This window comes from Pseudomonas sp. FW507-12TSA (genome assembly GCF_058781435.1).
Map to the genome: position 1 here is coordinate 69,024 of NZ_JBYSWT010000023.1, position 13,454 is coordinate 82,477.

Here is a 13,454-nt window from a genome sequence, read left to right on the forward strand (position 1 = left end):
TGCCTTTGCAGGCGCCGGCCCGGCCCGGTATGGCTCAGTCGGCCAGGGCAATAGGGCCGATCTGGTTGAACACATCGCCCGGTCCCGGATTCTCCGGATGAGAGGCGCCGCCGAAGTGCTTCATGATGCCCCACACGGCGTTGAGCGAAGTCTGCACCGCACCCTCGACCCAGGCCGGGGTCCAGGAGACGTCGTCGCCGGCGATGAAGATGCCGCGCTGTTCGGCCGGCATGTCGTCCTGCATGAAGTGCGCATACATCCGCTGGTTGTAGCGGTAGTGGCCCGGCAGCGCGCCCTTGAAGGCGCCGAGGAAGTGCGGGTCGGCCTCCCAGGAGACGGTGATCGGGTTGCCGATGACGTGGCCGGCGATGTCGACCTTCGGGTAGACCTTCTTCAATGCGTCCAGCGCAAGCTGCACGCGCTTTTCCACTGGGTGCGGCAGCATCTTCATGGCATCGCTCATCCAGGAGTAGGACAGGCAGATCACCCCGGGCTTGTCGTCGCCGTTGTCGAACAGGTAGGTGCCGCGAGTCAGGCGGTCGGTGAGGGTCATGCTCATCACGTCGCGGCCGGTCTGCGGGTCCTTGTCCTTCCAGAATGGCCGGTCGACCATGACGAACGTCTTCGACGATTGCATGTAGCGGGTGCGGTCCAGGGCCATCCACATCTTCTGCGAGAACAGCGCTTCCTCGCACTCGATCTGGGTGGTCAGCAGCCAGGTCTGGCAAGTGGCCAACACCGCCGCGTAGTGGCGGGTATCGCCCCAGTAGTCGGTGACGGCGAAGGTGCCATCGGCGGCGCGGGCGATCTTCTTCACACCGGGACGCGGTGCGCCGTTGTGCAGCTTGGCCAGGGAGGTGCCGGCCGGCCAGTGGGCGCATTTTTCCGGAACGTGGCTCCAGATGCCGCGAGGCACTTGCTCGACGCCGCCCACCACCAGGTGCTGGTGGTCGTCGCAGTTGGTCATCACCACGCGGAAGATTTCCAGCATGGAGTTGGGGAAGTCCGAGTCCCAGCCACCGGTGCCGAAGCCCACTTGGCCGAAGATCTCGCGGTGGCGGTAGGACAGCTGCGAGAACGCCTTGGAGGTGGCGACGAAGTCATAGAAGGTGCGGTCGTCCCATTTGGGTACCAGCTCGTCCCACAGGGCCTTGAGCTTGAGCGTATCGCGCTCGCGGATGGCGTCCTGGATCTGTGAGAAGCGTGCGCCGTCTTCCAGGGCGTCGGCCCAGGCCCGGGCCACTTCGCGGAAGATCTCCGGCAGGTCGTCCATCTTCTCGGCGTAGTGGCTAGTGCCTTCCAGGTCGACCACGGTGCTGCCCGAGGCTGGCGTCAGCGGGTTGGGGAAGGGGCGGGTTTCCAGGCCGAGCTTGTCGACGTAGTGGTAGAAGGCGGTGCTGGACACCGGGAAGCGCATGCCACCCAGCTCGGCGATGATGCCGTCGGCGCCTTCGAAGGTTTCCGAACGCAGGCGGCCGCCCATTTTCGATGCTTCGTAGACCACCGGCTTGAGGCCCATCTTCATCAATTCATAGGCTGCAACCAGCCCGGAGATGCCGGCGCCGACGATCGCCACTTCGGCGCCGTGCTGGGCCTTTGGAATGCTGCCCAGGCCGGCGGGATGCTCGATCCAGTCATCGAAGGCGAAAGGGAAGTCCGGGCCGAAGATGGTGATCGGTTTCTTGCCGTCTGCAGGATGGCGATTGTTCTTGTTCATGGCTGACCTTGGCGGGCGGCTCAGCGGAATGCTGAGTATAGGAAAAGATGGCAGCCATTCTAGAGAGGGGGAAACTCGTAAATAAGACGCAAACTGTCGTCGTTATGCATTGTTATTTTTCAATATGACGAAATCTGTGTTCAGAGTGACGAACTGCTTGTCACAGTGCGTGCCCGCGATCGATCTTGCTGCTGAGGATGATCGAGGTGGTGGTCTTTTCCACGCCATCGATGCTGCCGATCTGGTCCAGCAACTGGTCCAGTTGCTCCGGGGATTCGGTGCGCAGCCAGGCCACGTAGTCGAATTCGCCACTGACCGCGCACAGCTGCTGGACCTGGGCCATGCCGCTCAGGCGACGCAAGACTTCCTTGCCGGAGCGTGGCTGGACCTTGATGCCGACATAGGCTTGCAGCCCGCCATCGACCACCCGCTGGCCCAGGCGCACGCCGTAGCCGGTGATCACCCGGGTCTTCTCCAGGCGTGCCAGGCGCGAGGTCACGGTGGTGCGGGCGATGCCCAATTGCCGCGCCAGCATGGCCACGCTTTCACGTGCGTTGATCTGCAAGGCGGCGATCAGCTGGCGGTCGACTTCGTCGAGAACGGGAGGGCGGCTATCGGACAAGATGGGCTCCAGCGCGGTGGTCGGGGAGCGCACATGTTAGCGTCTCCCACGGTCCGCCGCTCGCTGCCCGGACTGGGTCCTGGGCGGCGTGGGCTCAGGCGGGAATGACCTGGGCGAAGGCGTGGCGAAAGCGCTGCATGTCCTGTTCGTCGCCGATGCTGACCCGTGCCCAGTTCGGCCAGCTGTCCCAGACCCGGCCGATCTTTACCTGGCGTGCCGCCAGGGCATCCACCACTTCCTGGGCCGGACGCCGGACATCGACCATGAAGCAGTTGGCCTGGGAGGCGGTGCAGTTGAATCCGCGTTGCTGCAGCCAGGCGATGGTTTGGTCGCGCAGTTGCTGGTTGTGCCGCTTGCGCTCGCCCAGCAGCTTCGGGTCTTCCAGGCTGGCCAGCCCTCCCAGCAAGGTCGATGCCGCCGGTACGTTGTAGCCGCCGTAGGTTTCCAGGCGCTCGAGCAGCGCCGGCTGGCCCACAGCTAGCCCCAAGCGAGCCCCGGCCATGCCGTAGATCTTGGAGAAGGTGCGCAGCACCAGCAGTTGCGGGTGTTCCTTGACCAGCGGGATGCAGGTGCTGGCCGTGGAGAAGTCGATGTAGGCCTCGTCGATCAGCATGACCGTGCCCTTGGGCAGGCGCGCCAGGGCCTGTTCGATGGCCTTGCGTGGCGTCAGGGTGCCGGTGGGGTTGTTGGGGTTGCACAGGTAGAGCAGGCCCGGCGCCGGGTCGACGGCGAGCATCGCCTGCAGATCGTGGGCGTGGTTGGCGTCCAGCGGTACCTCATGCACCTTGGCCTGGCATCCCTCGGCAGCTTCCCTGGGAGCCTCGTAGGAGGGGGTGGCCATGACCAGGCTGGCGTCCTGGGTGAAAGCCATGACCGCATGCTGCAATGCTGCCTTGGAGCCGCAGAAGCTCTGCACATGATCCTCGGGAATGCCCTGCTGGAGGGCGAACAGCGCGTTGAGCCGGTACTGGATCTTGTAGGGATAGCGACCGCTGATGGCGATGCCTTGCTGCATGGCCTGGCGGCTGGCGGGAGAGGGGCCCCAGGGGCTCTCGTTGAAGTTGATCAGGACATCGCCGGAAGGCGATTGGAGGGGCGGTGCGGCGGGCTCGGCGGCCCGGCTCCATCCTGGTAGTCCAAGCAACGGCAAGGCGGAGGCGAGTCCCACCAGTGATCGGCGCGTAATCTCAACCATCGATAGATCCCTTTCTTATCGTGAAAGACAACAGGGTGTCTTTTGTCCTGGTTGGACATCGATATGACGGCGGGAAAACAGCGGGATTTAAGCTGGCGATTCGATGGCTCGGGTATGGAGCTGGTCCGCAGGCATAAAAAAACCGCGCAATGCGCGGTTTTCATGCTTGGTGGGCCCACACGGACTTGAACCGTGGACCAAAGGATTATGAGTCCTCTGCTCTAACCAACTGAGCTATAGGCCCTCAGTAGGCGGCGGATTATAACGATGGTTTCTCGGCTGTGCTATCCGAAAAACCGGAAACGCGGATCTGCAGGAAGCGCGTGCAGAACTCTTCGGCTTCCAGCGGCAGGCTGACGATGTAGCCCTGGATCTGTTCACAGCCTTCCAGGGCGAGGAAGGCTTGCTGTTCCTGGTTCTCCACGCCTTCGGCGATCACCGTGAATTGCATGCTGCGACCCAGGGCGATGATGGCGCGCACGATCGCCACGTCGTGGGGGTCGTCCGGCAGGCCGCGGACGAACGACTGGTCGATCTTGAGGAAGTCCAGCGGCAGGCGCTTGAGGTAGCTCAGGGATGAATAGCCGGTGCCGAAGTCGTCGATGGCCAGTTGCACGCCCAGGCGCTTGAGTTGGTGCAGGACCTCCAGTGCCTCTTCGGCCTGGCTCATGATGAAGTTTTCGGTGATCTCCAATTGCAGCAGCCCGGGTTGCAGGTCGTGGTCGCGCAGCAACTGTTCGATGCGGTCCAGCAGGCCGGGTTGGCGCAGTTGGGCGCCGGCCAGGTTGACCGACAGTGGGCCGAAGCTTTCATAGTGCTGGTTCCAGTGTTGAAGATGCAGGCAGGCCTGTTCCAGCACCCAGTCGCCAATCGGCAGGATCAAGCCGTTTTCCTCGGCCAGCGGGATGAAGTGTTCGGGCGCAACTTCGCCGAAGTTCGGGTTGCGCCAGCGAATCAGGGCTTCGGCGCCGACCAGTTCATGGTTGCCGAGGCTGATCTTGGGTTGGAAGTACAGGGTCAGTTCGTTGCGTTCGATGGCGCGTCGCAGTTCATGTTCCAGGGCCACGCGCTCGCTGGCCTGGGCGGTCAGTTCGCGGGTGTAGCGTTCCACGCGGTTACGTCCCTTGGCCTTGGAGCGGTACATGGCGGCATCGGCGTTCTTGATCAAGGTGGCGACGTCGCAGCCGTCCTTGGGGTACAGGCTGGTACCGATGCTGGCGCTGATGAAGAACTCGTGTTCGCCGGCCTGGAATGGCGCGGTGAAGCAGTTCAACAGCTTGCTGGCGATGTAGTCGGCGTCGCTGGGCTGGTGCAGGCCGGGGAGCAGGATGATGAATTCGTCCCCGCCCAGGCGGGCCACGGTATCGATGTCGCGCAGTTGCTCCTTGAGCCGCACGGCGATGCCCTTGAGCAGCAGGTCGCCCACCGGGTGGCCGAGGCTGTCGTTGATGTGCTTGAAGCGATCCAGGTCGAGGAACAGCACCGCGCCCTGGCCGCCGCTGTCCTGCTGGCTATCGAGCGCCGCCAGCAGCCGGCTTTCGAACAGGGTGCGATTGGGCAGGCCAGTCAGCGGATCGTGGTGGGCCTGGTAGTCGAGCCTTGCCTGGGCGTGCTTGAGGCTGGAGATGTCGGCGAACACCGCGACGAAGTGGGTGGTCTGGTGTTCCTGGTTGCGTACCGCGTTGATCGTCAGCCAGTTGGGGTACAGCTCGCCGTTCTTGCGGCGGTTGGATATCTCGCCTTGCCAGTGCCCTTCCAGGGTCAGCTGGTGCCACATCGCCGCGTAGAAGGCGCTGTCGTGCAGCCCCGAGGCCAGCAGGCGCGGAGTGTGGCCAAGGGCTTCGCTCTCGCTGTAGCCGGTGATCTCGCTGAAAGCGCGGTTGACCGCGCTGATGCGCTGCTGGGTGTCGGTGATCATCACGCCTTCGGCGGTGCTCTCGAAGACCGTGGCGGCCTGTTGCAGCTTTTCCTGCATCAGGTGGCGGTCGGTGATGTCCCGGGCGATGGTCAGCATGCAGTCGTCTTCGCCGATGGGCAGGGGGCGGCTGGAGACTTCGCAAAGCCGTACCTGGCCATCGCTGCGGCGGATATGGCAGGTGAAGTCTCGGACGAATCCGTCCCGTTGCAATAGATCGAGCAACTGCTTGCGTTCGTTGAGGTTGACCCAGATTCCCAGGTCAAGGGTCGAGCGATCCAGGGACATGGCGCTGTTGAAACCGGTGATGCGGCTGAAACCCTCGTTGACCTCCAGCAGCAGGCCATCGCGTTGTCGGCTCAGTAGCAGGCCGTCCGGGGAGGCGTGGAAGGCCTTGGCGAACTTTTCCTCGGAGGTCTGCAGCCGTTGCTGGGTTTCCTTGAGCGGGCTGATGTCGCGCACTACCACGACCAGTGCCGGGGTGGTGTCGAGGTCGAAGGGCTCGGCGGAGATCAGCCCGGTGAACAACTGGCCGTTGTGCCGCCGGAAGGGCATCTCCAGGTTGCGGATGCTACCGGCCTGCAAGCGCTGCAGCAGGCTGGGACCGACCCCGGGGATGCCCCATATGTTCAGTTGCGTGGCGGTCTGGCCTATCACTTGCGCGGCGCTCAGGCCGATCTGTTCCTCGAAGGCCTTGTTCACCTCCAGCAGGCAGCCGTCCGACAAGCGGGCGATCACCAGGAGGTCGGGGCATTGCTGGAACACCGAGGCGAATTTCTGTTCGGATAGGCGCAGGGCTTCCTCGGTGTGCTTGGCCTCGCTGATGTCGATCATCAGGCCGCGCATCACCGGTTCGTGGCCGTGCTCGATCAGGCTGACGATATCCCGGACCCAGAGGCAGCGGCCATCGGCGGCGATCACCCGGTAGTCGAGGCTGTGGTCGCGTCCGGCCTCGAGTTCGTGATCGCAGAACGCCTGGGCGCGAGTCAGGTCGGCGGGGTGGATGATGTTGCGCCAGAAGCCGGGAACCAGCCAGTGGGCCAGGGGATAGCCCAGCAGCGGCTCGGCATGGGGTGAGACATAGCTGTAGGTGAAATCGCTGACGCGGGCCTCCCAGGCGATGGCCGAGAGGCTCTCCACCAGGCTGCGGTAGTGGTATTCGCTGCTGCGCAGTTCCTGCTCCAGGGCTACCCGGCGGGAGATTTCCGAGCTCAGGCGGCGGTTTATGCGGATTACCACGGCCAGTACTGTGACCAACAGCAGCAGCCCCGGCAGGCCATAGACCAGCACATCTCGCCAGAATGTGCGGTGGTCGAGCACGCTGCCGACCCAGCGCTGCTGGATAGCGCTGATTTCGTCCGGGCTGAGATCGGCGAGGACCTTGTCGAGAATGCCTACCAGGATGATCTTGCTCTCTTTCGGCACGGCCATGGCCAGTTGATAGCGGTAAGGGGTCTCACCGCTGACGTAGAGGCCCTCGAGCTTGAGCTGGCGCAGGCTCCAGACGCTGGAAGCCAGGTCACCCACTACCGCGTCCACCTTATCGGTGGCCAGCGCTTGCAGGGTCGAGCTGACGTTGGGCAGGGCCACCAGGTTCAGGTCAGGGTGATGGGAGCGCAGCAGCTCGTGGGGCGCGTAGTTCTCCACCACGGCCACTTTGAGCCCGTACAAGTCTTCGAGATTGCGGGGCTGGGCGCCGCCCTTGTGGGCCAGGATCACGATGGGGAAGTCCAGGTAGGGCCGGGTGAAGGCCATGTAGCTTTGGCGTTCGGGGGTCGACATGATCCCGGGCAGCAGGTCCAGCTTGCCTTGCCGGGCATCTTCCAGCACGGCGGTCCAGCTGGCCGGTTCCACGGGCTTGAGGCTGATGGAGAGGCGTTCCTGGATCAGCTGGATATAGTCCGCTGCCAGGCCCTGGTAGCGACCTTCCTCGTCCCGATACTCGAAAGGTGGCCAGGAGGCATCCACGCCCAAGCGCAGTTCCGGGTGGGACTTGAGCCAGCTACGTTCTTCATCGGTAAGAGTTAGCGCGCCAGCCGTTGCGGTCCAGGTAAGCAACGCCAGCAGAAGCATGGCCGACAGTCTGGGCATAACCGTCTCGTTGTGGGGGAACGGGAGAATGCTTCGAGTGTAGACGGGGTATCGGCGCAGGGAGGCTACAGAAAGCAAAACCCCCAGCAGGGCTGGGGGTCTTGGTGTTACTCGTCGAGGAAGGAGCGCAGATGCTCGCTTCGCGTCGGGTGGCGCAGCTTGCGCAGTGCCTTGGCTTCGATCTGACGGATCCGCTCGCGGGTCACGTCGAACTGCTTGCCGACTTCCTCGAGGGTATGGTCGGTGTTCATATCGATGCCGAAACGCATGCGCAGCACCTTGGCTTCGCGGGCGGTGAGACCGGAAAGCACGTCGCGGGTGGCTTCCTTCAGGCTCTCGACGGTGGCCACGTCGATCGGGGACTGCATGGTCGAGTCCTCGATGAAGTCGCCCAGATGGGAGTCTTCATCGTCGCCGATCGGGGTTTCCATGGAGATCGGCTCCTTGGCGATCTTCAATACCTTGCGGATCTTGTCCTCAGGCATTTCCATGCGTTCACCCAGCTCTTCCGGAGTCGGTTCGCGACCCATTTCCTGCAGCATCTGCCGGGAAATACGGTTGAGCTTGTTGATCGTCTCGATCATGTGCACCGGAATACGGATGGTGCGGGCCTGGTCGGCAATCGAGCGGGTGATCGCCTGGCGAATCCACCAGGTGGCGTAGGTCGAGAACTTGTAGCCACGACGGTACTCGAACTTGTCCACCGCTTTCATCAAGCCGATGTTGCCTTCCTGGATCAGGTCGAGGAATTGCAGGCCACGGTTGGTGTACTTCTTGGCGATGGAGATCACCAGACGCAGGTTGGCTTCAACCATCTCTTTCTTCGCGCGACGGGCCTTGGCCTCGCCGATCGACATGCGACGGTTGATTTCCTTGATCTCGAGGATCTTCAGGCCGGTCTCGGCTTCCAGGGCGGTCAGCTTCTGCTGGCAACGGACGATATCCGGCTGCAGGCGAGCGATGGCCTCGGCGTACTTGCTCTTGCCTTTGGCCAGGGCGTCGGTCCAGCTTTCGTCCACTTCGTTGCCCGGGAACTGGCGCAGGAAGTCGGCACGCGGCATGCGAGCGTCACGCACGCACAGTTGCATGATGGCGCGTTCTTGCTGACGCAGGCAATCCAGGGCGCTGCGTACACGCTCGACCAGGGCCTCGAATTGCTTGGGCACCAGTTTGATCGGCATGAACAGCTCGGCCAGGGCGAGCATCTCGGCGATAGCCTGCTTGTTCTCGCGGCCGTGCTTTTTCAGCGCCTTGCGGGTGACTTCCAGCTGGTCGGCCACGGCGCCGAAGCGCTGGGCTGCGACGACCGGATCAGGACCGCTTTCGGCTTCTTCCTCGTCATCGGAGGCTTCACCGTCTTCGTCTTCGCTGTCGTCGTCTTCTTTTGCCGACTTGGTGTCGACAGGCGGCGGTACCTCGGCGGCAGGCGGCGTGATGCCGTCGTCCGGGTCGATATAACCGCTGAGAACGTCAGACAGGCGGCCACCTTCGGTGGTGACGCGAGTGTATTCGGAGAGGATGTGATCAACCGTGCCAGGGAAGTGCGCGATGGCGCCCATCACTTCACGGATACCCTCTTCGATACGCTTGGCGATTTCGATTTCGCCTTCGCGAGTGAGCAGCTCTACGGTGCCCATTTCGCGCATGTACATGCGCACCGGGTCGGTAGTGCGACCGATGTCGGTTTCCACAGCCGCCAACGCTGCGGCGGCTTCTTCAGCTGCTGCTTCGTCGGTATCGGCTTCGGCCAACAAAAGGGCATCCGCATCCGGAGCACTCTCGAATACGTTGATCCCCATGTCGTTGATCATGCGGATGATGTCTTCCACCTGTTCCGGATCTGAAATATCCTCCGGCAGGTGGTCGTTGACCTCCGCGTAAGTCAGGTAACCCTGCTCACGTCCACGGCTGATCAACTCTTTGAGGCGAGACTGCTGTTGCGCTTTTCCGGACATAACACCCTATCCACTGAAGGTCTTGGCGGGCAAAAAACAAGCCGAGGATTATACCCGAGCTATGACCTCACGCGCCAGTTGAGGTCGGGTTTGATGCGGGAACATTGCGTCTTAGAAGCTCCACCAGCTGTTTTTTCTCTTCACTGCTGAGCTCGCTTTGACGCGATTTCCTGAGAAGTTGTTCTAAAACACGCTCGCGTTGGCGGGCGGACAAGCTATTAATGGTGTCGAAAAACTGTTGTTCAAGGTTATCTCCGTCGATCAACCACTCTTTTTCCGCCAGGGCGGTGAGCAGGTTTCCCTGCTGGGTGCCGTGCCAGCGCGCCATCAACTGATGAATAGAGCGTAGCTTAGGATTTTTCTGCACGGCTTCGATCAGGGCCACCAGCAACTGGGTGTTGGTGTTGTCGTCATCGGCAAAGTGCCCGGCATCTTCAACTTTTTCTGCCAGTTGCGGGTGATGCAACAGGGTCCGCAGTGCGGCCAGGGTTGGCGGCTCCACCGCTGCGGGAACGCGCGGGGCCCGTGGCTGGTCGCGGTCTCGCCTGCCCTTGCCGTTCTTGTCCCACGGCTTGTTTTCCCATTTCTTGCCGCCACCGTTCTTCTTCGGCGCCCACTCCTGCTGGGGAGCATAGGCTTCCTGCTGAGGTTCATGGTGGTAGTCGGCGTAGTCCGGCATGCCGTCGTAGTCGATGCCTGCGTCGTAGGTCGGCGTGGCTTCCGGCATGGGGTTGTGCGCCAGCTGGTTGACCGTTTCATTGGTCAGGCCGGTGATTTCGGTGAGGCGCTGGCGCATCAGGATCCGCAGGTTGGCGCCGGGGATCTTCTCGATCAGCGGGGCGGCCAGCGTCGCCAGGTGGGCCTTGCCTTCCAGCGAGCGCGGATCTGCTTCCTCGATCAATTGCTGGAAGAAGTAGTCGGCCAGCGGCTGGGCGTGCTGGTTGATCCGGGCCTGGAAGGCATCGGTGCCTTCCGAGCGGACCAGGGTATCCGGGTCTTCTCCCTCGGGCAGGAACAGGAAGCGTGCACGGCGCCCGTCCTGCAGCGAGCCCAGGGCTGACTCCAGCGCGCGCCAGGCGGCCTTGCGTCCGGCCTGGTCGCCGTCGAAGCAGAACAGCACGCTGGGCACTATGCGGAACAGGCGCTTGAGGTGTTCTTCGCTGGTGGCGGTGCCCAGGGTTGCGACCGCGTTGCGCAGGCCTTGCTGGGCCAGCGCGATCACGTCCATGTAGCCCTCGACGACGATGATTTCCTCGAGGTTGCGATTGTTCTTGCGTGCTTCGAACAGGCCGTAGAGCTCTTGTCCCTTGTGGAACACTGGGGTTTCCGGGGAGTTCAGGTACTTGGGCTTGTCGTCGCCCAGGACCCGGCCGCCGAAGGCGATGATCCGACCGCGGGTATCGCGGATGGGGAACATCACCCGGTCGCGAAAGCGGTCGTAGCGCTTGCCGGTCTCGGCATTCTCGATCAGCAGGCCGGCGTCGATCATGGCCTTTTGTTGCAGCGTATCGCTGCTCAGGTGCTTGAACAGGTTGTCCCAGCCGGGCGGGGCGAACCCCAGGCCGAAGTCCCGGGCGATTTCGCCGGTGAGGCCGCGTCCCTTGAGGTAGTCCACGGCCGCCTTGCGCGCGGGATGGCTCTTGAGGGCTTGGCGGTAGTAGTCGGCCGCTGCGGTGAGCAACGGGTACAGCGGTGAGTCGGTAGGCTGGCGGGGCTTGCGCTGGCCGCGCCCGCTTTCTTCGCGGGGGATCTCCATGCCTGCGGCTTTCGCCAGTTCCTCGACGGCCTGGGGGAAGTCCAGGTTGTCGTGGTCCATGATGAAGCCGAGGGCGTTGCCGCCGGCGCCGCAGCCGAAGCAGTAGTAGAACTGCTTGTCGGGGCTGACGCTGAACGAAGGGGTCTTTTCCTTGTGGAACGGGCAGCAGGCGGTGTAGTTCTTGCCGGCTTTCTTGATCTGCAGGCGCGAGCTGACGACATCGACGATGTCGGTGCGGTTCAGGAGGTCGTCGATGAAACTCTGGGGAATGAGCCCGGCCATGGCGTTCTCGTCATCACTGCGCGGAAAAATAGCCCTGGCGATGCAGTCGAGGGATCAGGGGCGGCAAGGCATGAGGAATGCACGGCTCGACCCGGGATTTCGGCGTGATCGCAGTCAGGAAGTGTATCTGCCGAGCGTCCACTGACGTTAATCGTAATCAGTATTCGACTATCTGAAGGTGTTGCGCCGAGTCCGGCAGCGGCCACCGGGCGAGCATCGAGGAGGGCGCCTTGGGCTGGGTGTCTGCAGGAATCATTAAAAGGTGTGCTCGTCAGTAGCCTTGGAAGGCTCGTCAGAAGAGACGTGCACCGCTGGCATTAGCCAGGTCTGACGTGGTGAAGCAGATTTGTCTTGGTCGCCAGGGCGACTTCGACGATGAAGCATCAAGCGTGATCCGCAAATGCCATTAGCCCGGCGAGAGGCCGGGCTTGGCAGAAGCTTGCAGCGAACGTCTGTGTATTAGTACAGGCGTACGGCGCGGCGCTGTTCGCGCTGAACTTTCTTGGCGTGACGCTTAACAGCAGCAGCTGCTTTGCGCTTACGCTCGGAAGTCGGCTTCTCATAAAATTCGCGGCTACGAACTTCAGCCAGAACACCGGCTTTTTCGCAGGAGCGCTTGAAACGACGCAGAGCTACGTCGAAGGGTTCGTTCTCTTTAACTTTGACGGCTGGCATCCAGAGCTACCTTCATTCATTACCGGGGTCAACGTTCTCGTCGCAATAAAATCGCGGCTGAGATCGTCGGTTTTTAAGGGTTGCGGATGTTAACCCCTCGCCGCCAGGAATGCAAAGCCTCTGATCGAAAACCGCTGGTCGGGCGAGGGAGTGGCGACTATCATGCGCGCCTTCGAATTCAGCCTCTGCAAGGCGCAAACCCATGCTAGTACTGGGATTAGAAACTTCCTGCGACGAAACCGGCGTCGCGCTCTACGACAGCGAGCGGGGCCTGCTGGCCGACGCGCTGTTCAGTCAGATCGACCTGCATCGCGTCTATGGTGGCGTGGTGCCTGAGCTGGCCTCCCGTGACCACGTCAAGCGCATGCTGCCGTTGATCCGCCAGGTTCTGGCGCAGGCCGACTGCGTGCCCACCGAGATCGACGCCATTGCCTACACCGCTGGCCCAGGCCTGGTGGGGGCGCTGCTGGTGGGTGCTTCCTGCGCCCAGGCGCTGGCCTTCGCCTGGGGCATTCCGGCCCTGGGTGTGCATCATATGGAAGGGCACCTGCTGGCGCCAATGCTGGAAGCCCAGCCGCCGCAGTTTCCGTTCGTCGCCTTGTTGGTATCCGGCGGTCATACCCAGCTGGTCCGGGTCGACGGCATCGGCAAATACGAGCTGCTGGGCGAGAGCCTGGATGACGCCGCCGGAGAAGCTTTCGACAAGACAGCCAAGCTGATCGGCCTGAACTATCCGGGCGGTCCGGAAATCGCCCGCCTGGCCACCCAGGGTGTGCCGGGGCGCTTCGTCTTCCCACGGCCCATGACCGATCGTCCTGGCCTGGAATTCAGCTTCAGCGGCCTCAAGACCTTTGCCCTGAACACCTGGCAGCAGTGCGTCAGCGCTGGGGACGACGGCGAGCAAACCCGTTGCGACATCTCCCTCGCGTTCCAGCAAGCGGTGGTGGACACTCTGACCATCAAGTGCAAGCGCGCCCTGAAGCAGACCGGCCTCAAGAGCCTGGTGATCGCCGGGGGCGTGAGCGCCAACAAGGCGCTGCGGGCTTCCCTGGAGAATATGCTTGGCGAGATGAAAGGCAACGTGTTCTACGCACGCCCCGAATTCTGTACCGACAACGGCGCGATGATCGCCTTCGCTGGTTGCCAGCGGCTGCAGGCCGGGCAACAGGAAGGCCTGGCGATCACTGTGCAGGCGCGTTGGCCGATGGAGCAGTTGTCGGCCATCTGATGTCGCTGCGCCAGGTGG

General features: G+C 62.7%; 8 protein-coding genes and 1 tRNA gene. 1 reads left to right on the plus strand and 8 read right to left on the minus strand.

What is annotated here, in order from left to right:
* Positions 1-34: 34 nt before the first annotated feature.
* The 8 genes from AC3WK8_RS21000 to rpsU all read right to left on the minus strand — a co-directional run bounded on the left by AC3WK8_RS21000 (position 35) and on the right by rpsU (position 12,208).
* The gene (locus tag AC3WK8_RS21000; protein WP_085599118.1) at positions 35-1,717 is read right to left on the minus strand and encodes a flavin monoamine oxidase family protein; all 1,683 of its coding nucleotides are present in this window, start codon (positions 1,715-1,717) and stop codon (positions 35-37) included.
* A gap of 160 nt (positions 1,718-1,877) precedes the next feature.
* Complete coding sequence (locus AC3WK8_RS21005; protein WP_022641446.1) at positions 1,878-2,339, minus strand: Lrp/AsnC family transcriptional regulator; 462 nt, start codon at positions 2,337-2,339, stop codon at positions 1,878-1,880.
* A gap of 94 nt (positions 2,340-2,433) precedes the next feature.
* Positions 2,434-3,534: a pyoverdine biosynthesis transaminase PtaA gene (ptaA, locus tag AC3WK8_RS21010; RefSeq protein ID WP_103325765.1), complete on the minus strand. Its 1,101-nt coding sequence runs from the start codon at positions 3,532-3,534 to the stop codon at positions 2,434-2,436.
* A 167-nt stretch (positions 3,535-3,701) separates the two neighbouring features.
* Positions 3,702-3,778 (minus strand) — tRNA-Ile (locus tag AC3WK8_RS21015).
* Between the two features lie 15 nt (positions 3,779-3,793).
* On the minus strand, positions 3,794-7,540 hold the full coding sequence (locus tag AC3WK8_RS21020; protein ID WP_103325766.1) for a bifunctional diguanylate cyclase/phosphodiesterase: 3,747 nt from the start codon (positions 7,538-7,540) through the stop codon (positions 3,794-3,796).
* Positions 7,541-7,647: 107 nt separating this feature from the next.
* Positions 7,648-9,495: an RNA polymerase sigma factor RpoD gene (gene rpoD, locus AC3WK8_RS21025; RefSeq protein WP_103325767.1), complete on the minus strand. Its 1,848-nt coding sequence runs from the start codon at positions 9,493-9,495 to the stop codon at positions 7,648-7,650.
* A 67-nt stretch (positions 9,496-9,562) separates the two neighbouring features.
* Entirely contained in the window at positions 9,563-11,533 is a 1,971-nt protein-coding gene (dnaG, locus tag AC3WK8_RS21030; RefSeq protein WP_085599124.1) for a DNA primase, read from the minus strand.
* A gap of 459 nt (positions 11,534-11,992) precedes the next feature.
* On the minus strand, positions 11,993-12,208 hold the full coding sequence (rpsU, locus tag AC3WK8_RS21035; RefSeq protein WP_002551877.1) for a 30S ribosomal protein S21: 216 nt from the start codon (positions 12,206-12,208) through the stop codon (positions 11,993-11,995).
* A gap of 202 nt (positions 12,209-12,410) precedes the next feature.
* Here rpsU and tsaD point away from each other — a divergent pair, with 202 nt between their 5' ends.
* Positions 12,411-13,436 (plus strand): tRNA (adenosine(37)-N6)-threonylcarbamoyltransferase complex transferase subunit TsaD, encoded by a 1,026-nt coding sequence (tsaD, locus tag AC3WK8_RS21040; protein ID WP_022641434.1) that lies wholly within the window; start codon positions 12,411-12,413, stop codon positions 13,434-13,436.
* The last annotated feature ends 18 nt before the right edge of the window (positions 13,437-13,454 follow it).